Source organism: Dyella sp. 2YAF14, from assembly GCF_052114725.1.
GTDB lineage: Bacteria > Pseudomonadota > Gammaproteobacteria > Xanthomonadales > Rhodanobacteraceae > Dyella.
Window position 1 is genome coordinate 1 of sequence record NZ_JBFRFH010000019.1, and the last position, 25,961, is coordinate 25,961.

Consider the following 25,961-nt stretch of genomic DNA (forward strand, 5'->3'; position numbering starts at 1 on the left):
CTACTACCTGGCCCTGCGCAACATCAGCAAGAAATGGACGCTGCCGATCCGCGACTGGAAGGCTGCATTGAACCGCTTTACGATTCAGTTCGAGGAACGACTTCCTCAGCGGTAACCCAAACCCCGGTTACACAAAATTCTGCACACGCCCACAGCGGCCGACTGGTCGTCTGAATACACTGCAGCCATGGCCATGGACGCTTCGACATCCGTAAGCTCTGACCCGGTCAACTCTTCTTTAATGTAGCGCCAGGTCTCCTGGACACTGTCATGTCCCATGAACCATGACAGTGCAGGAAGCGAGTTCTCACCGCTATAGGCATGAAAAAACGTCATGGCAAAGTACCTCCGCAGTTGATGTGGCCGTACGACGAAGCGATTGCCCTGTTCATCCATCAGGTCAAGGTACTCGCTCAACTCCCTCAAGTAGACATAGATGGATTCGTTAGCGATGGGACTAAGGCCTCGGTTAGAAATGCGGAAGAAAATTCGGCGGGCTAGCAACGGATCGTCGCTGGGCATGGCCGCATTCCATAGCAGCTTGAATCGGTTCAGGCTCGATAGGGCTTGTGCGAGAGCCTTCGGTATGGGTTTCCTCATCCTTGCCCGGGTCTTAGCGACGGTTACGTCGAGGTAGGGCCTGTCCCCGCTATCGATGACCGACGTCGGGTCAAGTTCCAAAACCTCGGTTCGCCTGCAGCATGCGAAGAGCGCGGTTACCGCGAAGCAGACGGCGGTGTGGATGCGCGTAGCAGCGTGTGAGTCAGGTAGGGTTTTCCAGAGCCGGGGTATTGCTACTTCGGTAATCCCGGGCGCACAGACTTCTTCAGCCTTCTGGATGCTCTTGATTGGGGCATGTCTGCCACCGCCCTGTGAGGTGACGACTCGGCTCACATGCTCAAGATGGGCCTCGGCATGGGGCGCAACATCGAGTAGCCACCGCATACAGCCCTCAACCAGTTGGCGGCCTACGCGCATGGGCATGGTGCGCGTTCGTCCTGTGGACACGTTTATGTATGCGCTTATGTTGGCTGAGATCGTGGCGGTGTCGGCAAGATCCCATGTCTTGAAGTTAGGTATGCGGGAGGCCGCTTTGCTGATCTGAATCAAAGCTCTAAGGGTCTGGCCTGTTACAGGTCCCTGAGAAGATTGATCGCTTTCGCCCATCCCCTGGGCGTCCATTCCATATCGACTCAAGTGACGACCGAAGACACGGCTGACATACGCTCTTCGCTGATCTGTGCCTATTGCCTGCGCAACGTAGCGTGTGTCGATTCTTCCACTGGCTCGAAAGGCATTGGCCGCGAGGAGATAGGCGGTTACTGTCGGCCCGGGAGACGATGTCCCACATCGCTTTTCAAGAAAAGTGCTCCACCGTTCAATGTAGGCAGCCGTTCCGCAGAATCCAGATTCCTCAAAAGCCGCGGCAAACTCTTCAACATCGTCCACGGTGACCGCGGCAAGACCGAGCTGCTGAAGATCTGCCGGCCGTCGTACCGCAAGATACTCGATGAGCAATATGAGAACTCGATGGGTGGTCTCAATGCTCCTTCGGTTCTTCCATGCGTGCTCGACAATAAGTAGATGTTTGGCATGCTGGTGGGCGAGTGTGAACTGTCTTTCGATTAGTAGACCGTCTGGCAGTCTAATATCCCAGCGCAGACGAACCCCACCCTTGACCTGCCCGGTGACTTCGCGAAGGTCGTCGTCCAAAGCGACGACCCATACGGCCTCTTCGAGCTCGCTGCGCAACCAATCGGGCTTCCATGCCGTGCTTATGTCGCGTGTTGTGTCATTGAAGAACGTAAGGATGTTCTTAGGAAGAGCGGTCATCACGAAATGTCCGGCAGGCGTAGATTCTGGAGCGTCGGTTTGACCGCCAAAGCCTTGATCACGAGCCGACCAACGGGCTGTAAGGAGAATGGAAGGGGCTTCAACATGCAGTCGACTACGTCCACCCAAAACTGCGGTTTCAGGCCGGTAGTTGCATCGGCGCGATTGAGAAACTGAGGTGAAGCGAAGCTCAGCTTGTCGCGATAGACCATGGCGACTGCGAGAGCTTGTGGATCGTCCATGAGGACAATACGATGCGTGTGGCTATTGGAGTTTCCGGTGTTCCCTTTGTGCCGGAGCGACTGATCCGCGAGCGGGCACTCGATCGAAGAGTATGAGCTTAGAAATGCGTGAAGTTCGTCTATGGTGGAGAAGTCGCACGCCCGCGCGGAGATAGAAGGATCGTCAGTCGACGAAGCGATGAGGTAATTTTGATGGCGCCGAATTTGGCGCTCGTAGATGGCCCTTCTCAATGGCTCTGGGATGTAGTGGCCGATAGTTGTTGCGACGGATTTATGGCCAAACGCGAGCGCCGTTTGAACAAGGTCGCCATCGCTGTTGAGGTATATCAATATGCCAGCGTTGACTCGGAGAATCTTGAAAGAGAAATTATCTGCCCACCTCACAAGTATGGGGTTACGGCCAAGAAAGCCTTCGACTGGACGTTTGATACCGCGGTTACGATCCGAAGGGCAGCTGAGTGGTCCGCGCAAGCCGCGCAAAAAGGCCTTCTCGTTTATTATTCGAATCGAATAGTCATGTTGGCACATGCCGAGCCAGAGGCGGTTTGCCTCTTTGTGTCTTCCCTGGCGACGCAGCGCAGCGCGAAGCGGTTCAGTCCACTCAAGCACGCGCGCGATAACTCGTTCAGCCACAGAGCTAAGTAATACACATTTACTTTCTCCCGCCCGAGGTTTGTCCGTGCTCAGGCGGATGACGTTGTCATCCTCACCTGCCGACGAGAGAAGAATGCGGCGGCCTTTGCTGTCATCAAGCGTCGCCCTGTAGAGCGAAGTCGGATTGAGTTTTGGATGCTCCAGGATAATGATTGTCAGACAGACCGCGGCGACACCAGCAGTCATGACGCCCAAATACGGGAGGAGCTCGTTTTTCCCAAAAGCGGATATGTATTGCCAGTGAGGGCCGCTGTTTGGAAGGGGACTCCAATTTGCTCCCCATTTGCGGTGTAACTCAGGAAGTCCTGCCATTTCATGGTGAACTACTGACAAAAGGTTCCCCAATAGGTTGGGGTGTCCGCCGTTGTGCTTGAGAAAGTGCTTGCGATTGACTTGATCCTTGTAGCGCATTCGGGAGCCTGGAACCAACAAATAGCTCTCTCTGATCTGATCGAAATCCGTGGATTCGATTAGTGCCCTACCCTTGTCACGTAACTGCTCGAACTCTGTGAACTCCGCGAGTGCGCATGCCTTGATGGTACTGATAGCCTCTTCGAGGCGAACACGATATTCGTCTATGTACCCAATCTCCGATTCAATGATGGAGATTGGTTCGAGAAGGTCGTCGTTATAGGAGTTCTTCTCGGGCCTAAAGGTCTTTGGCGTTGTTTGGGAGGTCTCAGGTTCGTCAACTCTTGCGGTGAGTACGTCCTTAGCAAGGGGAGCTGCTATTGCTGGAGAAGAAGTGTCTATTGCTGGCAACGCATTGATGGCAACGAGCTTCGGCAGAAACCGGAGGAACGATAACCAAGAGTTGGTGGTTGTAGTTAGCGCGCGCCCCTTGGTTGTCTCGGTGAGATAGAAGCCTTCGCGAAGTCCCGAAAGTGCAGCAAGTGCCGTTTCGCCGTCGACAATGGCGCCGGGGCTAGCTAATCCATCGGATTTGGCCTTCGCTGCCCAGCAGCGCAGCACCTTTCGAAGTGCGTAGGTTTCGGACGCGGCGCTATAACCGCGCGAGTGTTTAGCGAGCGCCGTGATTACCCGCTCGCTATGGGGGCCGAGCCAAGTCTTCAAGAACCCCAGGCCTACCGTCGTGGTGCCGCTGCTGCGCTCGGCATTGGCGACTGTGAGGGACAGTTCCTGGCTCTCGCGAGCGTCTATTTCCCCGGCGTTCCTTTTTTCTCGAGGCACATCCATCTCCCGGGCGTTTGGGGCGATTTTTCTGTACTTCTACGCGACTTTTCTATATGCCGGGTAGCTACTTTTCTCACAAAACCCGCCGATGAATCCCTGTCCCTGCGGTTATGCAGGCGATCCTCGCCAGCGTTGCCAGTGCACGCCCGACCAGGTGCAGCGCTATCGCGGCCGCATTTCCGGGCCGTTGATGGACCGCATCGACTTGGGCATCGAGGTGCCGCGCGTGCCTCTGGGTGAACTGGGGACGCCGCCAGGTCCGCAAGACGAAGACTCGGCGACGGTGAGGGCGCGCGTGATCAAGGCGCGCCACCACGGCTTGATGCGGGCAGGACGCGCCAACGCCGAGATCAGCTCGCGTGAACTGGAGCGCGACTGCGCCCTGGGACCGGCCGAACGTCGCTGGTACGACAGCGCGCTGGAGCGGCTGGGGCTGTCGGCCCGCGCCTATCACCGTACCCTGCGGGTGGCCCGCACGATTGCCGACCTGGACGGCGGCGCAGCCTTGCTCGACCGCAACCACCTCGCGGAAGCCTTGATGTATCGCCGTTTCTAAGGACGGCCAGCATGCCTTATGGCCCTTGCGGGTAATTTTTGAACTGACGGGTATTGACTTGGTCGGACGCAGGCGTATTATCTGTACTCGCTGGTTCTGCATTGAGCCATGCCTGCCACCCCGGTATCGGTACTCCCTCCCCCTCCCCCGTCCGATACCGGGGCTTGGCCCTCCCTCTCCCCCCTTGTAGATGCTTCCCCGTCGACCGACGGCTTGCCGTCGTGGACGTCGGCGCGCGGCGCGTGCTCCGATAGCCGCACTGCGACCGCACGAAGGACCGCGCATGACGCTCGATCTCGGACTCCTGCTGGTAGGCATTCTGGGCATCGGCTTTCTTGCCCAATGGCTTGCGTGGCGCGTCAGGCTGCCGGCGATCCTGTTCCTGCTGCTGGCGGGCATCGTGATGGGGCCCGTGGTCGGCGTGCTGGCGCCGGACCGCCTGCTGGGACCGCTTCTATTCCCGATCGTATCGCTGGCCGTGTCGGTGATCCTGTTCGAAGGCAGCCTGACGCTGCGCTTCAGTGAGTTGCGCGAGATCGGTCGCGCGGTGCGTGGCCTGGTGACCTACGGTGCGGTGATCGCCGTCCTCATGCTCGCCGTGGCGGCGCATTACTTTGCCGGCCTCAGTTGGGAAGTTGCCTTGCTGTTCGGCGCGTTGACCTGCGTCACCGGCCCCACCGTGATTGCGCCGATGCTGCGTACGGTGCGGCCCAATGCACGCATTGCCAACACGTTGCGCTGGGAAGGCATCGTGATCGATCCGCTCGGCGCGCTGTTTGCCGTGCTGGTCTACGAGGCCATCGTCTCGCGCCAGCAAGGCCACACGGTGGGCGTGTTTCTGGCGGTGATCGCCAGTGGCGTCGTGATCGGTCTGCTGGCGGCGTGGATACTCGCGTTCCTGCTGCGCAGGCAGATGATTCCGGAATATCTGCAGAACTACGGCACGCTGGTCGCCGTGCTGCTGGCCTTCTCGTTGTCGAACGCGATCACGCATGAGTCGGGCCTGCTGACGGTCACCATCATGGGCATCGCGCTGGGCAATATGCGCGGCGTGCATATCGACGACATCCTCGATTTCAAGGAAAACCTCACCACCCTGCTGGTCTCCACGCTCTTCATCCTGCTCGCGGCGCGCCTGAGTTGGCCGTTGCCCGACGGCATGCTGGGGGCCGGCATCGCCATCTTCATCGTCGCGCAGCTGATCGTGCGGCCGGTGACCGCGACGATCGCCAGCATCGGCAGCGGCTTGAACTGGCGCGAGCGCGCCTTGATCGCATGGATCGCACCGCGCGGCATCGTAGCAGCGGCGGTGTCCGCGCTGTTTGCGCTCAAGCTCGAAGCGCTGGGCATGGCTGGCGCGAAGGAGCTGGTGCCGCTGGTCTTCATCTTGATCATAGGCACCGTGGTGCTGCAGAGCGCGACGGCGCGTCCGCTGGCGCGCTGGTTGAAGGTGGCCGAGCCCGATCCCACCGGCGTGCTGATCTATGGCGCGGATCAGGCGGCGCGCGTGGTGGCGCGTGCCCTGGCCGATGCGGGCTTCCACGTGATCGTGGCGGACGAACAATGGGAAGGCATCAAGCTGGCGCGCATGGATGGCCTGCCGACCTTCTACGGTTATCCCGCGTCGTCACATGCGGAGCGCCATCTCGATCTCACCGGTGTCAGACGCTTGCTGGCCATGTCGACCAATCGCGAACGCAACGCGCTGGCGTGCGTGTACTACCGGCAGGAGTTCGGCCGCGGCAAGGTGTATCGCCTGAGCAACGACGATGGTGTTGATACCGCCAGTCGTGTGCAGCTGGGCGGCGATCTCGCGGCGCCGACGCTGTTCGATGCCGACATGACGCACGAACGTTTCCTGGAGCGTCTCGCCGAAGGCTGGCGCATCAAGTCTACGCGTCTCACGGCGACCTTCGACTGGCCGAATTTCATCGAGCAATACGGTTCGCCGACGGTGTTGTTGTTCGGCGTCGAGGAGCATGGCGCCCTGCGCGTCGCATCGGTGAAGCGAGAACTGGAGCCGCGCCCCGGATGGATGGTGATTGCGCTGGTGCCCCCGCAGAGCCCGAGCTGATCGAAGCGATGTGCGACACCTTCCCTGCGTGCATGCGTGGGGGCGCTGGACAGGGCCGCGCTCCCCACGCACGCGCCGACGTCCCTGTCGGCTTACGCGAGGCAGGCAGCGTCAGGCGGCGCTGGCCTGGCGCGAGGCGTGGAACTGGGCCTCTTCCGTGGACCCCTTGAGCGCCGTGGTGGACGACTGTCCCTGTTGGATCGCCTGGGTCACCGCATCGAAGTAACCCGTGCCGACTTCACGCTGGTGCTTGACCGCAGTGAAGCCACGGTCGGCGGCGGCAAATTCCCTCTCCTGCAATTCCACGAACGCGCTCATCTGACGACGGGCATAACCATAGGCCAGATCGAACATGCCGTAGTTAAGGCTATGGAAACCGGCGAGCGTGATGAACTGGAACTTGTAGCCCATCGCGCCCAGTTCCTTCTGGAAGGTGGCGATGGTGGCGTCGTCGAGATTCTTCTTCCAGTTGAAGCTGGGCGAGCAGTTGTAGGCGAGCAGTTTGCCCGGATACTTCGCGTGGATCGCCTCGGCGAACTTGCGCGCTTCCTCCAGATTGGGCTTGCTGGTTTCGCACCACACCAGATCCGCATACGGCGCATAGGCGAGGCCGCGACTGATGGCTTGATCGAGGCCCGGGCGCACACGGAAGAAGCCTTCCACCGTGCGTTCGCCGGTGATGAACGGCTTGTCGTTGTCGTCGATGTCCGAGGTGAGCAAGTCGGCGGCATCGGCATCGGTGCGCGCCACGATCAGCGTGGGCACGCCAAGGACGTCGGCAGCGAGGCGTGCGGCGTTGAGCTTGTCGACCGCTTCGCGCGTCGGCACCAGCACTTTGCCGCCCATATGGCCGCACTTCTTTACTGAGGCCAGTTGATCCTCGAAGTGCACGCCGGCGGCGCCCGCTTCGATCATCGCCTTCATCAGTTCGAATGCATTGAGCACGCCGCCGAAACCGGCTTCCGCATCGGCGACGATCGGCACCATCCAGTCGATGTCGCTCTGCCCTTCCGCGTGATGCAGCTGATCCGCGCGCAGCAGCGTGTTGTTGATGCGCTTGACCACCGAGGGCACCGAGTTGGCGGGATACAGCGACTGGTCGGGATACATTTCGCCGGCGAGGTTCGCATCCGCTGCCACCTGCCAGCCGCTCAGGTAGATCGCCTGCAGGCCGGCCTTCACCTGCTGCATGGCCTGGTTGCCGGTGAGTGCACCAAGTGCGTTGACGAAATCTTCCTTGTGCAGCGACTTCCACAAACGCTCCGCGCCGCGACGGGCGAGCGAGTGCTCAACCGCCACCGTGCCGCGCAGCCGTGCCACGGCATCGGCGTCGTAGTTGCGCTGGATGCCGTTCCAGCGGGCGTTGTTCTTCCATTCGAGGGCAAGCTGATCGGCGGTAGGCAGGGTGGTTTTCATGAGAGAGACTCCGTTGCATGTGCATGAATGCGGATGTGTGGGAGCGCACCCTGTGCGCGACTGCGGCCTTGCGGCATGACGCTCCGTTGGCTTGTCGCGCACAGGGTGCGCTCCCACCGTTGCTCTGCTGCCGATCAGCCGATCTGGGCGTACGCGGCCAGGGTGAGGAAGTCGCCGAGTTCTTCAGCGTGCGTAAGTTGCCTGAGCAACGCCGCCGCCTCTTCCGCGCGATGTGCGACGGGGCTGTTGCTCTCCACCAGCCGGTGCGTGTGCTTCACCAGCGCGTGATCGAAGAAGGCGAAATCGATCGGCGCGTGGTCGGTGAATTCCAGCGGACCGCGATGCAGCCATTGCCAGATCTGCGAGCGCGCAATCTCTGCGGTCGCCGCGTCTTCCATCAGGTGATGGATCGGCACGCAGCCCTGCCCGTCCAGCCACGAGGCGGTGTAGCGCAGCGCCACTTCCACGTTGTTGTCGAAGCCGGCGCGCGTGATGGTGCCGCTGCATGGTGCGATCAGCTGGTCGCGGCACACCTTCACGTCGTTGCGCGTCACATTGAGCTGGTTGGGCGAAGGCATGTACTTGTCGAACACCTCCTGCGCGACCGGCACCAGTGCGGGATGCGCCACCCAGGTACCGTCATGGCCTGCTTGCACTTCGCGTAGCTTGTCGGCGCGCACCTTGGCGAGTGCGGCTTCGTTGGCCTCGTCATCGCCCTTGATCGGAATTTGTGCAGCCATGCCGCCCATGGCAAACGCGCCACGGCGATGGCAAGTCTGGATCAGCAGTTCCGAATAGGACTTCAGGAACGGCACCGTCATCAGCACCTGGCTGCGGTCGGGCAGCAGGCGGTCGCGATGGCCGCGGAAGGTCTTCAGGTACGAAAAAATATAGTCCCAGCGACCGCAGTTGAGACCGACGACGCGCCCGCGCAGCGCATGCAGGATCTCGTGCATCTGGAACACGGCCGGCAGCGTTTCGATCAGCACCGTCGCCTTCATGCAATCGGGCGGCAGCTCGAGCGCGGCCTCGGCGGCGGCCATCACGTCGTCCCACAACGCCGCTTCTTCCATCGCCTGCAACTTGGGCAGATAGAAATACGGGCCCCGATCGCGCGCCTGCAGCGTGCGCGCGTTGTGGAAGGCGTACAGACCAAAATCCACCAGCGCGCCGGACATCGGTTCACCGTCGACGGTAATGTGACGCTCTGGCAGATGCCAGCCGCGCGGACGCACCACCAGCACCGCAGGGTTGCCGTTGACGCGGTAGTGCTTGCCCTCGGGCGACGTGAATTCGATCGCGCCATTCACCGCGTCACGCAGATTGATCTGGCCGTCGATCTGGTTGGCCAAGGTGGGCGCCGAGGAATCCTCGAAGTCCGCCATGAACACCTTCGCGCCGGAATTGAGCGCATTGATGATCATCTTGCGTTCGACCGGTCCGGTGATTTCTACCCGGCGGTCGCGCAGCGCCAGCGGAATCGGCGCCACCGTCCAGTTGCCCTCGCGGATGGCGACGGTGTCGGCACGGAAGTCAGGCAGCTCACCGGCGTCATAGCGGGCCTGACGGCCCTCGCGGGCGGCCAGCAGGCTCAGGCGGCGATCGTCGAACTGCCGGTGCAGTTCCGCCAGAAAGGCCAGGGCCTCGGGGGTGAGGATGGCGGCGTGTTCCGGGCGGATGCCGCCCAGCACCTGCGCCGCGGAAAGGGCGAGTCGTTCCTTGGGGACGGCCATGGGAATCTCCGTGATGACGTTGGGATGACACTAGGTCGCGGAGACTGGCTTTGACAAAGCAAATGTTTCAATCTTTGGTATTGTCTTTCTTAATGTCTATCGCAACACCATGAATTTAAAAGGCCGCTGATGGACAAGAAGCCGCTGAACAAGGCAAAAAAGCGCACTGTGGCGCCCCATCGGCGACGTACGGATACGTATGGAGAGGGCGGTGAAGGGAGCCGGTTCTACTACAAGGGCAACCGCCAGAAGCAGCTGAGGGCGTTCGTCTACACGGTGAAGCTGGGCACGCTGACTCGGGCGGCCGAAGCGCTGTTTCTGTCTCAGCCGACGGTGAGCCTCCAGCTTCAGGCCTTGGAGCGCGAGCTAGGTGTCCGCCTGCTGGAGCGCCGGCGCCGACGCATCAACCTCACCGATTCGGGCGAGGCGCTGTACGAGCTCGCGCGCCCGCTGGTGGAAGGCTGGGAAAACCTCGACCGCGACTTCCAGGCCAAGGTGAAGGGCTTGCAGGGCGGACGGCTCACCATCGCCGCCGGTAGTTCCACCATCCAGTACCTGCTGCCGGATCTGGTGCGCCGCTACCGCGAAAGCTACCCCGAAGTGCAGCTGCAACTGGCCAACGTGACCGGCAAGGACGGCTTGGCGCTACTGCGCGCCGACGAAGCGGACTTCGCCGTGGGCTCCATGCTCGACGTGCCCAACGACATCGCGTGGGCGCCGGTGCATCACTACGACCCGATGCTGATCATGCCGCCCGATCATCCGCTGGCGGCCAAGACCACGGTGACGGTGCAGGATCTCTCGCCGTACGGCCTGATCCTTCCGCCGCAGCGATTGTCGACGTACCGCCTGGTGGACCTGGTTTTCCAGCAGCGGCAGGTGCCTTACCGCGTGGCTATCGAAGTGGGCGGCTGGGACGTGATCAAGGAATACGTCGCCATGGGCCTGGGCATTTCCATCGTCACCGGCATCTGCATCACCGAAGCGGACCGCTCGCGTTTGGCCGTCCGTAACATGAAGCAGTATTTCCCGCAGCGCAGCTACGGCGTGGTGATGCGCAAAGGCAAGTTCCTCAGCGCGGAGGCGAGGGCGTTTATCGATCTGGTGAAGCCGGGCTTGTTGACGCATCGCGATTACGATGAGTCGGGCCATTCGGAGCGTTAGGGACGCATGGCTTTCTGTGGGAGCGCACCCTGTGCGCGACGGCCTCAGGTTCCATCACCGCCAGTCGCGCACAGGGTGCGCTCCCACAATGAGGCCTACGTGCGCTCAATCGTTCGCGTTGCGGTGCTTGCCCCGATACGGCGTAAACAACGCACGGATCTTCGCCATATCCGCATCCGGATCATCCGTAGCGTGCACCACCGGTCCAAACCGGAAAGTCTTGCTCGGATAATCCAGGAACAGCGTCTGGATCGGCACGTTCGCATCATGTGCAATGCGCAGAAAACCCGACTTCCACTGCTTGACCTTCTTGCGCGTGCCTTCGGGCGTGATGCCCAGCCACATGCGGTCCTTTTCCCGGAACCGCTGCACCATCTGATCCACCACGTTGAGCGCGGCGCTGCGGTTGATCGCGATCATGCCGATCGGGCGCAGGATGATACCCAGCGGACCGTCCAGCACCTCGCGCTTGATCATGATGTTGATGTCCACGCCCAGGCCGATCTTCATCAGCAGGCCGTAGTAGCCATCCCAATAGGACGAATGCGGCGCACCGATGATGATCAGCTTGGGCTCGTTGGGCAGCTCGCCGAGCAGCTTCCAGCCGGACAGGCGCAGCAGGCAGCGTGCGAGCCACGGCCAGAACTTGCTGTTGAGCTTGGGCGCCTCGGGCGGGGCAGGGGGCAGCATCGGGGTGCTCATTCACGACTCCAGTCACGCGACCGCGTTTGCTTGATCTTGCCGCGTTGCTGTTTGCCGGCGAGCCGGCGCTCTTTCGAGCCGCGGGTGGGTTTGGTGGCGATGCGCGCCTTGGGTACGACCAGGGCGGCACGGATGATCTCGACCAGGCGATCGCGCGCATCTTCGCGATTGCGGCCCTGGTCGCGGAAACGGCGTGCCTGGATCACCAGCACGCCTTCGTCGGTCAGGCGGCGATCGCGGCGCGCGAGCAGGCGTGCGCGCAGTGGTTCGGGCAGGGACGGCGAATGGGCCACGTCGAAGCGCAGTTCGACCGCGCTTTCCGTGCGATTGACGTGTTGGCCGCCGGGACCGTCTGCGCGTAGGAATCGCTCAGTCAGCTCGGTCTCGGGCAGGACGATGGATCGGCTGATGGTGAGCATGGCGCAAAGTTTAGCGGGCGAGCGTGACATGCCGCCACGACGCGGCGCATCACAAATCCGGCAAAGACCAGCCGAAGCGTTCGAGCAGGCCTTGATAGGCGGCATCCAGCGGCGCTTCCAGACGCATCGGCTCGCCGCTCAGCGGGTGCGCGAAACTCAGCCGCCACGCGTGCAGAAGCATGCGGTGGCAGCTGAAGTACTGCTTGTACAGGCGGTTGTGATCGCTGCGCCCGTGCTGGCAATCGCCAATGATGGGATGGTGCAGGTGCGCCATATGCTTGCGGATCTGGCGAAAACGGCCGGTCTGCGGTTCGGCCAGCACCATGGCGTAGCGCTGCTGGGGATAGCGTCCCAGTTCAATGGGTACTTCCACCGTGGCCAGCCGTCGATAGCTGGTGCGCGCCTCGCGCCTCGCGCCGCGGTCCGCTGTCGCGGGAGCCGGGCAGGGGATAATCGACCAGCGCCTCCTCAGGCTCCGGCCAGCCGCGCACCACGGCGAGGTATTGCTTGTGCACGTTGCGGCCCATGAACTGCTCGCCGAGCGAGGCGGCAATCTCGCTCGAGCGCGCCACCAGCAACACGCCGCTGGTCGCGCGGTCGAGGCGATGGGCGAGGTAGGTCGTGCCACCGACCTGTTCGCGCAGCAGGTCGATCAGAAACTCTTCTGCGTTGCCGACCATTTTCGAACGATGCACGGCGAGGCCCGCGGGCTTGTTCACCGCGATGATGGCGTCGTCCTGGTAGAGGATATCGAGCATGTCGGAACAATCAGCGACGAGGCCAGCCCGCTACGAAGGCAAGCAAGCCGGCAGCGGAGCAAGCGGATGCGAGCCACACGCCGTGCTCGCTCGCCTGAGTCCACAGCACCGCACTGCCAATCAGCAAGCTCGCGCCTAGCAACCCAAACGAGAGCGCGCGTCGCGTGCGTTGCCCCTCATCGCGCTGTTGCGCCAGTTCAGCCGGATCACTGACCGTCTGCCGCTCGCCGGTAGCCACCTGGCGCAACGCATCGCGCACCAGTTCCGGGAACTGAGGCGCGGCATGGAACCACTCGGGCAGGCGCTTGCGCACCTCGCGCAGGGTTTGGCGCGGACTGTAGCGCTCGCGCAGGATGCGCTTGAGCACCGGGTGCGCCACCGCCCAGATATCGATCTCCGGGTCGAGCATGCGGCCGACGCCTTCGATATTGAGCAAGGTCTTTTGCAACAGGATCAGCTGCGGCTGCAGCGTCAACTCGTAGCGGCGCGCCGTCTGGAACAGCTTGACCACCAGCTCGGCCAGTGAGATCTGCGACAGAGGACGGGTGAAGTAGGGCTCGCAGACGGTGCGCACTGCCGCGGTCAGTTCGTCGATGCGCACGGTGGACGGCATCCAGCCGGCATCCACGTGCAGCTGCGCGATGCGTGCGTAGTCGCGTTCGAACAAGGCGATGAAATTCTGCGCGAGCCAATACTGGTCGCGTTCCGGCAGCGATCCCATGATGCCGAAATCCAGTGCGATGAAGCGCGCATCGCCCGGGCGCGCCGTGTCGACCCAGATATTCCCGGGATGCGCATCGGCGTGGAAGAAGTTGTCGCGAAACACCTGTTCGTAGAACAGTCGCACACCCTTTACGGCGAGCGCCTTGCGGTCGATGCCGGCCGCATCAATCGCGGCGATGTCGTCGCAGCTCACGCCGTAGACGCGTTCGAGCGTCAGCACGCGGGCGCTGGTGAGGTCCCAGAACACCGCCGGCACGTAGAGGTCTTCGCCGCTCTTGAAGTTGCGGCGAAGCAGGCTGGCGCTGGCGCCTTCGCGCTGCAGATCCAGCTCGTTTTCCAGCATCTTCTCGACTTCGGCGACCACGTCGAGCGGGCGGATCTTGTCGGCATTGGGATGCCAGCGCTGCGCCAGCTCGCCGAGCGAACGCAGCAGCTTGATGTCGCGCGCGATCTGCTGGTCGATGCCCGGACGCAGCACCTTGACCACCACCGCGCTGCCATCGGCCAGTGTCGCCGCATGCACCTGCGCGATCGAGGCAGAGGCCAGCGGCGTTTCATCGAAGCTGGTGTACAGCGCGGTGATCGGCGCCTTCAGTTCCTGCTCGATGATGGCGCGCGCTTCGGCGCCGGGGAACGGCGGCACCTGATCCTGCAGTTGCGCGAGTTCGTCGGCAATGTCCGCCGGCACCAGGTCGCGGCGCGTGGAAAGGACCTGGCCGGCCTTGACGAAAATCGGGCCGAGCTCGGTGAGCGCCAGTCGCAGGCGGGCGCCGCGTGGGAGATTCGTGATGTCCGTGCGCGGCCGCGCCACGAACGGGCGCACCAGCTTGAGCGGACGGAACAAGTGCGCGGCATCGACCAGTTCATCCAGGCGATAAGCGAGCAAAACGGAAGCGACGCGCATCACGCGCGGTACCACCTTCAGCGGTGTCCTCACGCGGTGGGTCCCTTCTTCAGACGCTGCTCCAGGCGCGTCAGGCGCGCTTCCAGGCGTTCGCTGCGTTCGCGCAGTTCGTCGACGCCGTCGAGGAAACCTTCCACTTCACCGGGCGCGGCTGCCACGCGGGCTTCGTCGCGCAGCCAGTCGGCGGTATCCGTGGTGAGATGGCTTGCCGTCTCCTTCGCATGCGCCAGCCCGCTGCGCACGGCCTTGGCCAGCGGCACGCCGAGCACATCGCCGAAAGTGCGTGCGAACGCCTCTTCGAAATCCGGCGCGAACTTGCTCGCGAGTTTTTCCAGACGACGCGCAAGATCGGCATCGCCCGCGATCTCCACCTTGCCGGGCGCCACGCCTTCATCATCGCGCTTCACCAGCATCGCCAGCAGGCTGCCGGGCGTTGCCGCGACCCGCAGGTGGTTGTCGTCCTGCGCAGGACCGACCTTCAGCCGCTCGCCTTCCACCGTCACCGACAACGCCAGCTCCGGTCCGCGCAGATGCAACTGCACGCTGCGCCCATCGAGCGCCGATAGCCGCCCGGCGGTTTCCGGATCGAGCGACAAGGTGTGGTTCAACGCCGTTTCCAGCGCGCGGCCGGCGAGGGCGCGCATGGGGCGGGGCAGGAGGGACATGAGGGATGGGGCAGTCATGGCGGCGATTGTAGCGGGTCGGGTGGTGGGGCTGAGGTTGAAGAGCAGGGACTATGTTTGAAGCGTTCCCGCGAGCACCCGCCCCTCACCCCAGCCCTCTCCCCGGAGGGGAGAGGGAGAAGTGCGGTGCACCGCTCCGTAGGTTTGTCGCGCACAGGGTGCGCTCCCACAGACAAGCGCCAGGCGCGGTAGCGAGTTCGCAATCCGCAGCGTCAAAGCCGATGCGTAGCGAGGCCCCGCTTTAAGTCCTCAGCGATTCGGGCGCGTTGCGCAGCGCTTGGAAGTACCCGCTGTGTACCCTCGGAGGTTGTCCCCTGACGGTGTGCCTCGAGCGTTCGGGCTTATCCCAACACGATGCTGCGGGCGTTATCAGGCCATTCTCTTTGGGTTACTTTTCTCTTGGGCCAGCAAGAGAAAAGTGACTCGGTCGGCGGCAGCCGATCGAAACGCCCGCCGCGTAGGCGGCACGCTGGCGGAGAGGCGACAACTAGACACCGAGGCTCTGGATCCCGGCCTGCGCCGGGATGACGAGCAAAAAAAGAGACCAGCGAAAGGCGTCCAGCGCGCTACGGCGCCGCCCCCACAAACCCCATCTGCCGCCACGCCTCATACACCGCAATCGCCACAGTATTCGACAGATTCAGGCTTCGACTGTTCGCCCGCATCGGCAAGCGCAACCGCTGCTCTTCCGGAAGCGCATCAAGCACCTCCCCAGGCAACCCAGCCGTCTCACACCCAAACAACAACGCATCCCCTTCAACGAAACGCGCATCCACATGCGCGACCCGCCCGCGCGTGGAAAACGCAAACACACGTGGCTGCCCGATGCTCTCTAGGCAGCTGGCGAGATCGTCATGCACAGCCAGCTGCGCGTATTCGTGATAGTCCAGGCCTGCACGGCGCAGGCGGGCATCGTCCAGCTCGAAGCCCAGGGGGCGGATCAGGTGCAGCGAGGCGCCGGTGTTGGCGCACAGCCTGATCGCGTTGCCCGTATTGGGGGGTATTTCCGGTCGGTAGAGGATGACATGCAGCATCCGGCCATTATCAGGTCTGTCCGTGGACCCGTAAAACAGTGAGCGTCCTTGCTCAGCCGTTGGAGAGCCGCGGGCACACCACGCCGTCGGGCGGCAGCGCGCAAGCGGTCGGGGCAATCAGTTGGCCGGCGCTGCCGGCGGCGGCGAGGCGAATGGCTTCGGGGGAAGCGTTCACCATGGCACCCAGCACGAGTCCGCAAACCAGCAGGCAGGCAACGAAAAGGCCGCGCAGCATCAAGGCTTCGAATTTCATGATCATGTCTCCGATGAAAGGTGGGGTAGTCCTGCACGGTACATATGGCAAGCCCCGTGCCAAGCCTTTCTGTCGGGTCAAGTGGCTGTTACTATGAGGAATTTTGTTGGTCGGTGAGTAGGCGTGAGCTGTCCGCGGACAGCGACCGGGCGTGGCCGGACAACTGCGGACACCTGTCCGGAGGTCCTGCACGCCGCCCCGTCATGATCTTGCGTCGAACGAAGCTCGACGGCGGTTGTCCACCATGCCATTGGTCATTTGCCAAGGTTCCGGGCCGTGGCTAGCCTCGGAATGTTCATTCGTCAAAAAAAACAGGAGTGTCGTGATGGCAAGAAAGCCCCTCGCCCTACTCGTTGCAGGAGTGCTCAGCATGTCCGCCGGCCTGCCCGCGATCGCGCTGCCTCAGGCGGCCGCTGCCGAATCCACGCAAGCAGTTCCGGATATCGCCTTTACCCGCTTCACGCTGCCCAACGGGCTCACCGTGGTGGTGCATGAGGACCACAAGGCACCGGTGGTCGCGGTAAGCATCTGGTACCACGTGGGTTCGGGTGATGAGCCCAAGGGCAAGACCGGCTTCGCGCACCTGTTCGAGCACCTGATGTTCTCCGGCTCGGAGAATCACAAGGGCACGTATTTCCAGCCGTTCGAGCTGGCCGGCGCCACCGACATGAATGGCACCACCTGGTTTGACCGCACCAACTACTTCGAAACCGTGCCGACCACCGCGCTCGACATGGCGCTCTGGATGGAGTCGGACCGCATGGGCCACCTGCTCGGCGCGATCGGCCAGAAGGAACTCGACACCCAGCGCGGCGTGGTGCAGAACGAGAAGCGCCAGGGCGAAAACCGTCCCTACGGTCGCGTGGACCAGAACATCCTGTCCAACACCTATCCGGGCAACCATCCCTACCAGCACGACACCATCGGCTCGATGGCCGATCTCAACGCCGCCTCGCTGGGCGATGTGAAGCAGTGGTTCCACGATTACTACGGCGCTGCCAACACCACCCTGGTGCTGGCTGGCGACATCACCGTGGCGGAAGCCAAGGCCAAGGCCGAGAAGTATTTCGGCGACATCCCCGCCGGCCCGCCGGTGCCGCGCCAGCAGGCGTGGATCACGCCGCTCACCAAATCCACCCGCGGCATCCAGCATGACCACGTGGCGCAGCCGCGCATCTATCGCACCTGGGTGGTGCCGCAGCTGGGCACGGACGATGCGATCCAGCTCGACCTCGCCTCCACCGTGCTCGGCGGCGGCAAGACTTCGCGCCTGTATCAGCGGCTGGTCTACCAGGACAAGCTGGTCGATGACGTGTCCGCCAGCATTTCGCCGTTTGCGCTGGCCAGCCAGTTCCAGATCCAGGCCGACATCAAGGACGGCGTGGACCAGGCCAAGGTCGAGGCTGTCATCGCCGAAGAGGTGAAGAAGTTCCTCGCCGAAGGCCCCACGGCCGACGAACTGGAACGCGCCAAGATCGGCAACCGCGCCGGCTTCGTGCGCGGCCTGGAAAAGGTCGGCGGCTTCGGCGGCAAGGCTGTGATTCTGGCGGAAGGTCAGGTGTATCGCGGTGATCCGGGTGCCTACAAGAAGGACCTGGAACGCGCCAATGCCGCCACTCCGGGCAGCGTCAAGGCTGCTGCCGACAAGTGGCTCAGCAAGGGCGATTACCTGCTGACCGTGCTGCCCGCCGGCAACGACTTCAATCCCGACAGCGAAGACGCCAAGGTGGTCGCGCTGGGCCCGCAGCCTGATCGCCCAGCCGCCAAGATGCCGGCCAAGCACGAATACACCGTGGCCAAGAGCGACATCGACCGCAGCAAGGGCGTGCCGCAGGTGTCGCAGTTCCCGGACCTGAAATTCCCGGCGCTGGAACGCGGCAAGCTCAAGAACGGCATCGAAGTGATCCTGGCCGAGCGCCATACCATTCCGGTGACGCATGTGCAGCTGATGTTCGACGCGGGCTACGCGGCCGACCAGGGCCACAAGCTCGGCACCGCCAGCTTCACCACCACGCTGATGAACGAGAGCACCAAGGATCTCGACTCGGTGGAAGTGGCCAAGCGCAAGCAGCGCCTGGGTGCGATCACCCGCATCGGTTGCGGGCTGGACTCGTGCTCGGCCTCGCTCAATGCCTTGAACGACCAGCTGCAGCCGTCGCTGGCCTTGTTCGCCGACATCGTGCGCAACCCGGCGTTCAAATCCGAGGACATCGAACGCATCCGCGGCCAGTGGCTGGCCGGCATCGCGCAGGAAAAGACCCAGCCCACCGCGCTGGCCCTGCGTACCCTGCCGCCGCTGCTCTACGGCGCCAATCACGCCTATGGCATCCCGTTCACCGGCTCGGGTACGGAAGCTGCCATCAAGTCGATGCAGGCATCGGACCTGTCCACTTTCCAGAACGACTGGTTGCGTCCGGACAACGTCAAGATCCTGGTCGCCGGCGACACCACGCTGCAGCAGATCATCCCGCAGCTCGATGCCGCCTTTGGCGACTGGAAGGCGCCGTCCAGCGCCGTGCCGAAGAAGAACATCGCCACGGTGGCCGCCCAGCCCAAGCCGCGCGTGTTCCTGATCGACAAGCCCGATGCACCGCAGTCGCTGATCCTGGCCGGCCTGCTGGCGCCGTCCAGCAAGGCGCCGAACGAGCTGTCCATCGACGTGGCCAATGGCGCGTTCGGCGGCAGCTTCACCTCGCGTCTCAACATGAACCTGCGCGAGGACAAGCGCTGGGCCTATGGCGCCTTCAGCTTCATGCGCGATGCGATCGGTCAGCGTCCGTTCCTGATGTACGCCCCGGTGCAGACCGACAAGACCGCTGAATCCGCGCACGAAGTGGCCAAGGAAGCCAACGAGGTGATCGCTGCGCGTCCGCTCACCGAGCAGGAAGTGAACAAGATCAAGGACTCCAACGTGCGCGGCCTGCCGGGCAGTTTCGAGACCGGCTCGGAGGTGCTCAGCGCGTTGAGCGAGATCGTCCAGTACAACCGTCCGGACGATTACGTGCAGACGCTCAAGGCCCGCACCGAAGCGGTGACCCAGCCCGATGCCGAAAGCGCGATCAAGGAAATCGTCCAGCCCAAGGCGCTGACCTGGGTGATCGTGGGTGATCTGAAGAAGATCGAGCAGCCGGTGCGTGCGCTGAATCTTGGCGACGTGCAGGTGATCGACGGCGACGGCAAGCCAGTGGCGTCCAAGCCGTCGAAGTAAGCGTGAGATTGAGGGATGCGCTGACCTGATCGGCGTGGGCGGCATGACATTCAGAAGGCCGCCAAGTTGTGAGGCGCGGTGAAGCGCAGGCTGGTTGCCTGTGCAAGCCGTGCATCGCGGCTTGGGGGCCTTCTGGATGTCACCGGAGGCCGGCTCTGCCTGCCCGCAGCTGTGTGCCGCGCCGATTCGACAGGCACCCAGCCTGCCTTCATCGTCGCAACACACATCTGCGGGCAGGCAGAGCCGGTGACGCCCACGCCGATCAGGTCAGCGCATCCCCTATGGGGAGCTGTTCACGTCCCCGGGTTAGGATGGAGGCCGGGCGGGAAACCGCCTGGCCTTTTCATTTCCATCATGTTGCGGAGCTGCTCATGCGTAAGACCCTGCTGTTGCTCGTTCCCATCGCGCTGCTTGGCGCGTGCACCTATGGCATCACGCTCGACGACGCCGGGAAGAACGTCCGTACGGCGTGGAGCGGCGATGTGTCTTCCTGCCGTGACCTGGGCAAGGTCACCGTGTCCGTGATGGATCACGTCGGCCCCATCGATCGCAACGACATCAAAGTGCGCGACGAGCTGGAAGTGATGGCGCGCAACGAGGCGGCCAAGATGCACGCCGATACCATCAAACCGATGGGCGAACCCACCGACGGCTCGCAGCCGTGGGGCGCCTACCAGTGCGGCAATGCCCAGCTGGCGCCGTCGGCCCGTCCGGCCAACCCGACGAATCCGAATCCGAATCCGGCGCCGAACGGCACCGCGCCGGGTGGGTTCGAGACTTACCCTGCCAAGGGCAACTGAGCCGCGTCGAGCGCGCGCTCAGTTCGCAACAGCGCCTCGGCCATCGCCGAGGCGACGGGCGAACCACTCGCCAGCTTTACCTCGAAGGCGCCCTCGTGGCGCCTTTTTCACGCGCGCCGTCCGACGCTCTTGCATGCCATTCGGGGCGGGCATAAAATTCAGTTATATATATTACATATATGTACTAATTAATCGGGGCGCCATGAGCAGCTTTCTTCCGACCGAACAGCGTCTGACGGTGACCCGTCAGCGCTATCCCGCCTTTCCGCAGGACCCGGCCGTGCTCATCCGGTTGATCCGGCACATCTTCAAGCGCGTGAACGACGACGCCAACGCGATGCTGCGCCCGTACGGCATCAATCATCCGCAATACAACCTGTTGATGATGATCTACGGCACCGAGGGCAATGCGATGCATCCCACCGAGCTGGCCGACGCGGCGGGCGAGAAGCTGGCCAACATCACGCGACTGACCAACGAGCTGGCCGACAAAGGTCTGATTGCACGCAACGCCAGCGACGAGGATCGTCGCAAAATCACGCTCACTTTGACTGACGAAGGCTTCGCGCTGATCGAAAGCTTCCTGCCCGATGTCTGCGCGATGCTGGAATGGCAGGTGGAAGGCATGTCCCAGCGCGATGTGGGGCAGCTGGAGCGTCTGCTCAAGAAGTTTCTCGATCAACTGGAGCGTGCCTGACCATGTCGGCGATGCCTGGCGACCTCGCCTCCTGGCGCAACCCGCCGTGGTTGCGCGATTTCGCCGCCGAAGAGGGCCAGGCCTGGATCTTCGTGGTGAAGAGCCTGATCGCGTTCTATCTCGCGGCATGGCTGACGATGGTGTTCCAGCTGGAGCAGCCCGCGACCACGATGATCACCGTGGCCATCGTGATGCATCCGCAGAGCGGCACGGTGCTGGCCAAGAGCTTCTATCGCGCCCTGGGCACCTGCACCGGCAGCCTGTTCGGCGTGTTGCTGATGGCGGCGTTCCCGCAGCAGCGCGAACTGTTCCTGCTCAGCTTGTCGATCTGGGTGGCGCTATGCGCCGGCGGCGCGGTGCTCTACCGCAACTTCATGTCCTACGGCTTCGTGCTCGCCGGCTATACGGCTTTCATCGTGGTGCTGCCGGCGATCGATCATCCGACGGCAGTGTTCGATTCGGCGGTGGGTCGCGTGAGCGAGGTGATGCTCGGCATCATCGTCTCCGGCCTGGTCAGTGACGTGGTCCTGCCGGTGCGTTTGCGCGACGTGCTTCGACGCATCTCGCGCGAGCATTACCAGCACTTCATCGATTTCGCGCGCGGCAGCCTGGGCGGCGCCATTCCGCGAGAGGACATGGAGAACGCGCATCTGCGCTTCGTGCGTGCGGCGGTGCAGATCGAGGATTTGCGCTCCTCAGTGATCTTCGAGGACCCCGAGGTGCGCGCGCGCAGCAGCCGCATGCAGTTGCTCAATCTGCGCTATATGGCAGCGGCCACCAGCTTCCAGTCGCTGCACCATCTGATCAATCGCCTGCAGCGCAGCAACCACCCGCGCACGGCGGCGGCGCTGATCAAACTCTATGGTCCCATTGGCAAGGCGCTCAGCCCTGATCCTTCCGAAAAGCCGATGCCGCGTTTGCTGGCGACGCGCATCGAGGCCTGCGAAGCGGAGCTGCCGGTGCTCGCGGCCAAGTTGCGCGAAGATCTGCGGCAGGATCCGAATCTGCTGCTGGAATTCGACGGCGGCACCACCCTGGTGCGTCGCTTTGCTGCCGAGTTGCGCGACTTCACTTCACTGGAAGCAACCCTGCGTGAAACCCAGGGTGTGATCGGCGGCACCGTCGAGCGCGTGGACTTCAAGCGCGCCAACGATTACGCCTCGCCGCTGATTGCCATCGTGCGCACCTTCCTCACCATGGCCACGCTGAGCGTGTTCTGGATCGAAACCGGCTGGACCTTCGGCCTCAGTGCGCTGTTATTGGCCACCGTGTTCAGCGGTTTGCTGGCGACCTCGCCCATGCCGGTGCTGGCAACCGCCAACACCTGGGTGGCTTACGCGATCGGCTTGGTGGCCGCGTACTTCGTGGTATTCGAATTGATGCCGGGCAGCGATGGCTTCGTGATGCTGATCCTGGTGACCGCGCCACTGCTCGCGCTCGGGCCGTATCTCACCACGCGCAATGCCACTTTACCCGGTGTGGGCGCGGGTTACTCGCTGGGTTTCGTCTATATCCTGGCGCTCAAGAATCCGATGGTTTATGCGCCCGAGCGCTTCATCAACGACGGCATCGCCGCGCTGTTCGGCCTGATGGCGAGTGGCGCGGCCTTCATGATCATCCCGACCGTGATCGGTACGCAGTGGTTGCGCCGACGTCAGCTGGCGCAGTTGCGGCGGCAGGTGGTGTATGCCGCCACCGCACCGATGGATGGCATCCTGTATCGCTTCGAAAGCGTGAATCGCGATCTCTATCAGCAGATCGTGCAGTTCACCCGCCAGGGCAGCGAAGAGTCGCGCGCGCTGTTTTCCTGGGCGCTCGCCGTGCATGACAGTGGTCGCGCGGCGATCGAGTCGCGCCAGGACATGTTGCATACGGGCCTGCCGCCGCCGGTGAGGGAATCCATGCAATACGCCTTGGATGCCTTGGCGAAGCTTTACGACGCGCCCGACCAGGCGCGCTGGGCGGTGGCCGATGACGCCGTTGACCAGGCCATCACACTCACTACGCAGACACTGCCGCAGGCGCGGGCCAGCTGCCAGCCGGCGCTGGCGGACCTGCTGCAATTGCGCACGGCGTTGCGCGACGACGAGTCCGCGCTCGCACCCTACATCGTCAAGGCACCGGAGATCGCCCATGCCCCGTGAAGTCGCCCTTGCCGATGCCCTGGTACCGGGCTTGCTGTTGGTCTACCTGGGCTGCCTGCTGGTGCTGTGGGGTATCGACACCCTCATTGGCCGCTACGGCTTGTATCGCTACGTGTGGCATCCCTCCCTGTTTCGCGTTGCCGTGTTCTTCGTGCTGTTCGGCGCGGCTGGCCTGCTCCTATATCCCTGACCTATGAAACTCGAACCTCAAGCTGTGCTCCGTTTCGCCATCACGGCCGTCGTCGTGATCGTGGCCTTGCTGCTGTGCCATGCGCTGTGGCGGCACTACCTGTATGCGCCATGGACGCGCGATGGCCGCGTGCGCGCCGAAGTGGTGCGCATCGCGCCGGACGTCTCGGGCCTGGTCACGCGCGTGCCGGTGATCGACAACCAGGAAGTGAAGAAGGGCGAGGTGCTGTTCGAAATCGACCCGCAGCGCTTCCAGATCGCCGAACAGCAGGCCGAAGCCAACCTCAATGCTGCCAAGGCCGCTGCGCGCGCCGCCGGCGCGAACATCGACGCGGTGCTGGCCAGCGCTGCGGCACGCAAGGCCGAGTACGACATGCGCCAGGAGCAGGCACAGCGTCGCCAGGATCTGGCCGACGTGGTGCCGAAGGAAGAACGCACCGATGCCAAGTCCGCAGCCCTGACCGCGCGCGCCGTGTGGGAACAGGCGCAGGCCAGCGGCCATCAGGCCAATGCTTCGCGCGAACAAGCGGAAGCCGCGGTGGTGCAGGCGCAGGTGGCACTGGATCGCGCCAAGCTCGACCTGGAACGCACCGAAGTGCGTGCGCCGGTGGACGGCTACGTAACCAATCTTGATGTGCGTGTCGGTGACTATGCCGCGACCGGCAGCCCGCGCCTCGCGCTGATCGATCGCCATAGCTACTACATCTACGGTTACTTCGAGGAAACCAAGCTGCCGCATCTGCGCGTGGGTGATCCGGTGGACATTCGCATGTTGAGCGGCGGTATTCGCCTCAAGGGTCATATCACCGGCGTCGCGCGCGGCATTACCGATCGCGACAATCCGACCGGCCGCGATCTGCTGGCCGACGTCAATCCGACCTTCAACTGGGTGCGCCTGGCGCAGCGTGTTCCGGTGCGCGTCGACATCGATGAGTCCAGCGAGCCGAAGGGCCTGATCCTCTCGGCCGGCATGACGGTGAGCATCGACGTGCAGCCGCGCCGCGTGCTCGACAAGGAACGCTGAGGCCCGTGTAGGAGCGCACTTGTGCGCGACCGCTTGACGTGACCGTCACGGTAATCTGGCGGTCGCGCACAAGTGCGCTCCTACAAGATGGGGCTGGATTGCTAACATGGCCCCTATGAATCGACCGCTACCCTCGCCACGCAACCTTGCACGTCGACTGCTTTCACTGGGTCGGGGTCGCGGGCTCGACTTGTCCGGTCAGGTGAGTTTCACCGTGCCGGCAGAGGCCATCACCACGCTGGCGGGCCCGACCGAGTTTCGCGAAACGCTGCTTTCGCTGATTGCGCAGGCCAAGCGCCGCATCGTGCTGGTCGCGCTATATCTGCAGGACGACGATGCCGGTCGCGAAGTGATCGAAGCGCTGCATGCGGCGCGACGCGCACACCCTGATCTGTCGGTGGAGGTGTATGTCGACTGGCATCGCGCGCGTCGAGGCCTGATCGGCAAGGGCGACAGCGAGGGCAATGCTGCGATGTATCGCGAGTATGCGCAGCGCCTGGGCGAGGGCGTGGTCATTCGTGGCGTGCCGGTGCAGACGCGCGAGTTGTTCGGCGTCTTGCACCTGAAGGGCTTCATCGTTGACGACGCGGTGCTTTACAGCGGCGCCAGCCTCAACGATGTGTACCTGGCCAGGCACGGCCGCTATCGACTCGATCGTTATCACCTGATTCGTCACCGGGCGCTGGCCGACAGCATGGCCGGCTATGTCGATGCGCAGCTCCGCGGCAGCGACGCCGTGCCGCGACTGGATCGCCTGCCGCAACCGCGTACGCGTGACCTGCAGGAGCCGATCCGCCGCTTGCGCCAGTCGCTGCAGTTGGCGCAATACGGCGGCGCCAGTGAGGCGCCGCGCGATGGCGACGTCGCGGTGATTCCGTTGGCCGGTTTCGGGCGCAACGACAATGCGCTCAACGAAACACTACTGGCCCTGCTGCGTGGCGCGCAGCGGCGCGTGATCCTGCTGACGCCCTACTTCAACCTGCCGCGCCCCGTGCGCGTGGTGATCGGTCACTTGCTGCGCCGTGGTTGCCAGCTGGACATCATGGTCGGCGACAAGACGGCCAATGATTTCTACATCCCGCCGGAGCAGCCGTTCAGCCGCATCGGGATGCTGCCGTATCTGTATGAAGCGAATCTGCGTCGCTTCGCGCACGACCATCAGGGCGCCATCGACAGCGGCCAGTTGAACCTTTGGCTATGGCGTGACGGCGACAACACTTATCACCTGAAGGGTCTGTTGGTGGACGGGGAATTCGCCGTGCTGACCGGCAACAACCTCAACCCGCGTGCCTGGGCGCTGGATCTTGAGAATGGCCTGCTGTTGCGCGATCCCTCACGCAGGCTGTTGCCGCAGCACGAAGCCGAATGGCAGGCGTTGCGCAGGCATGCCACACGTCTGGCGCATTATCGCGACCTGCCAGGTGTGCGCAGCTATCCGCCGGAAGTGCGCAAGCTGCTGCGGCGCATGCGGCGCGTGCGGCTGGATCGGTTGGTGAATCGGCTGCTCTGAGTCGTCGCCTGTCCCTGTGGGAGCGCACCCTGTGCGCGACAACCTCA

At 63.2% G+C, this 25,961-nt stretch carries 20 protein-coding genes and 1 pseudogene; 10 read left to right on the top strand and 11 right to left on the bottom strand.

The genetic code is table 11. The annotated features are described in order from the left end of the window. Positions 1–105: 105 nt before the first annotated feature. Together AB4Y82_RS18715 and AB4Y82_RS18720 are read right to left on the bottom strand one after the other, a co-directional pair. Positions 106–1,833 carry a hypothetical protein gene (locus tag AB4Y82_RS18715; RefSeq protein ID WP_441611555.1) on the bottom strand — a complete coding sequence of 576 codons (1,728 nt, stop codon included), beginning with the start codon at positions 1,831–1,833 and terminating at the stop codon, positions 106–108. Then, positions 1,833–3,920: a hypothetical protein gene (locus tag AB4Y82_RS18720; RefSeq protein WP_441611557.1), complete on the bottom strand. Its 2,088-nt coding sequence runs from the start codon at positions 3,918–3,920 to the stop codon at positions 1,833–1,835. The genes AB4Y82_RS18715 and AB4Y82_RS18720 overlap by 1 nt, the downstream gene beginning before the upstream one ends. Before the next feature lie 91 nt (positions 3,921–4,011). Here AB4Y82_RS18720 and AB4Y82_RS18725 point away from each other — a divergent pair, with 91 nt between their 5' ends. After that, positions 4,012–4,479: an ATP-binding protein gene (locus AB4Y82_RS18725; RefSeq protein ID WP_441611559.1), complete on the top strand. Its 468-nt coding sequence runs from the start codon at positions 4,012–4,014 to the stop codon at positions 4,477–4,479. 283 nt (positions 4,480–4,762) lie between these two features. Continuing rightward, positions 4,763–6,553, top strand: a complete 1,791-nt coding sequence (locus AB4Y82_RS18730; protein WP_441601979.1) for a cation:proton antiporter — start codon at positions 4,763–4,765, stop codon at positions 6,551–6,553. A gap of 111 nt (positions 6,554–6,664) precedes the next feature. Here the strand turns inward: AB4Y82_RS18730 and aceA are convergent, their stop codons facing one another. Together aceA and aceB are read right to left on the bottom strand one after the other, a co-directional pair. Further along, positions 6,665–7,969 carry an isocitrate lyase gene (aceA, locus tag AB4Y82_RS18735; RefSeq protein WP_441601980.1) on the bottom strand — a complete coding sequence of 435 codons (1,305 nt, stop codon included), beginning with the start codon at positions 7,967–7,969 and terminating at the stop codon, positions 6,665–6,667. 134 nt (positions 7,970–8,103) lie between these two features. Then, entirely contained in the window at positions 8,104–9,702 is a 1,599-nt protein-coding gene (gene aceB, locus AB4Y82_RS18740; RefSeq protein WP_441601981.1) for a malate synthase A, read from the bottom strand. A 129-nt stretch (positions 9,703–9,831) separates the two neighbouring features. On the opposite strand from aceB, the gene AB4Y82_RS18745 reads away from it, so the two are divergent. Further along, entirely contained in the window at positions 9,832–10,866 is a 1,035-nt protein-coding gene (locus AB4Y82_RS18745) for a LysR family transcriptional regulator (RefSeq protein ID WP_441601982.1), read from the top strand. 105 nt (positions 10,867–10,971) lie between these two features. Here the strand turns inward: AB4Y82_RS18745 and AB4Y82_RS18750 are convergent, their stop codons facing one another. The 7 genes and pseudogenes from AB4Y82_RS18750 to AB4Y82_RS18780 form a co-directional block, all read right to left on the bottom strand. Then, complete coding sequence (locus tag AB4Y82_RS18750) at positions 10,972–11,568, bottom strand: 1-acyl-sn-glycerol-3-phosphate acyltransferase (protein WP_441601983.1); 597 nt, start codon at positions 11,566–11,568, stop codon at positions 10,972–10,974. After that, positions 11,565–11,987, bottom strand: a complete 423-nt coding sequence (arfB, locus tag AB4Y82_RS18755) for an alternative ribosome rescue aminoacyl-tRNA hydrolase ArfB (RefSeq protein WP_121883105.1) — start codon at positions 11,985–11,987, stop codon at positions 11,565–11,567. Before arfB ends, AB4Y82_RS18750 begins: the two co-directional genes overlap by 4 nt. A gap of 49 nt (positions 11,988–12,036) precedes the next feature. Beyond that, positions 12,037–12,745 (bottom strand): annotated as a pseudogene (locus AB4Y82_RS18760) (pseudouridine synthase). A 10-nt stretch (positions 12,746–12,755) separates the two neighbouring features. Continuing rightward, entirely contained in the window at positions 12,756–14,393 is a 1,638-nt protein-coding gene (gene ubiB / locus AB4Y82_RS18765; RefSeq protein ID WP_441602137.1) for a ubiquinone biosynthesis regulatory protein kinase UbiB, read from the bottom strand. Positions 14,394–14,401: 8 nt separating this feature from the next. Then, positions 14,402–15,037, bottom strand: coding sequence for a ubiquinone biosynthesis accessory factor UbiJ (locus tag AB4Y82_RS18770; RefSeq protein WP_441601984.1), 636 nt, complete (start codon positions 15,035–15,037; stop codon positions 14,402–14,404). Between the two features lie 584 nt (positions 15,038–15,621). Then, a complete protein-coding gene (trmL, locus tag AB4Y82_RS18775; protein ID WP_441601985.1) occupies positions 15,622–16,089 on the bottom strand; it encodes a tRNA (uridine(34)/cytosine(34)/5-carboxymethylaminomethyluridine(34)-2'-O)-methyltransferase TrmL in 468 nt (155 codons plus the stop codon). 52 nt (positions 16,090–16,141) lie between these two features. Further along, complete coding sequence (locus AB4Y82_RS18780; protein WP_046972488.1) at positions 16,142–16,342, bottom strand: hypothetical protein; 201 nt, start codon at positions 16,340–16,342, stop codon at positions 16,142–16,144. Between the two features lie 325 nt (positions 16,343–16,667). Between AB4Y82_RS18780 and AB4Y82_RS18785 the strand changes: the two genes are divergently transcribed. The 7 genes from AB4Y82_RS18785 (at position 16,668) to pssA (ending at position 25,914) form a co-directional block, all read left to right on the top strand. Beyond that, positions 16,668–19,550 (top strand): M16 family metallopeptidase, encoded by a 2,883-nt coding sequence (locus AB4Y82_RS18785; RefSeq protein WP_441601986.1) that lies wholly within the window; start codon positions 16,668–16,670, stop codon positions 19,548–19,550. 371 nt (positions 19,551–19,921) lie between these two features. Further along, positions 19,922–20,350: a DUF4156 domain-containing protein gene (locus tag AB4Y82_RS18790; protein WP_441601987.1), complete on the top strand. Its 429-nt coding sequence runs from the start codon at positions 19,922–19,924 to the stop codon at positions 20,348–20,350. 202 nt (positions 20,351–20,552) lie between these two features. Next, complete coding sequence (locus AB4Y82_RS18795) at positions 20,553–21,047, top strand: MarR family transcriptional regulator (protein WP_441601988.1); 495 nt, start codon at positions 20,553–20,555, stop codon at positions 21,045–21,047. Positions 21,048–21,049: 2 nt separating this feature from the next. After that, positions 21,050–23,191, top strand: a complete 2,142-nt coding sequence (locus AB4Y82_RS18800) for an FUSC family protein (protein WP_441611561.1) — start codon at positions 21,050–21,052, stop codon at positions 23,189–23,191. Further along, positions 23,181–23,381: a DUF1656 domain-containing protein gene (locus AB4Y82_RS18805; RefSeq protein ID WP_441601990.1), complete on the top strand. Its 201-nt coding sequence runs from the start codon at positions 23,181–23,183 to the stop codon at positions 23,379–23,381. The genes AB4Y82_RS18800 and AB4Y82_RS18805 overlap by 11 nt, the downstream gene beginning before the upstream one ends. Before the next feature lie 3 nt (positions 23,382–23,384). Then, complete coding sequence (locus AB4Y82_RS18810) at positions 23,385–24,404, top strand: HlyD family secretion protein (protein ID WP_441601991.1); 1,020 nt, start codon at positions 23,385–23,387, stop codon at positions 24,402–24,404. Positions 24,405–24,519: 115 nt separating this feature from the next. Beyond that, the gene (gene pssA, locus AB4Y82_RS18815) at positions 24,520–25,914 is read left to right on the top strand and encodes a CDP-diacylglycerol--serine O-phosphatidyltransferase (protein WP_441601992.1); all 1,395 of its coding nucleotides are present in this window, start codon (positions 24,520–24,522) and stop codon (positions 25,912–25,914) included. The last annotated feature ends 47 nt before the right edge of the window (positions 25,915–25,961 follow it).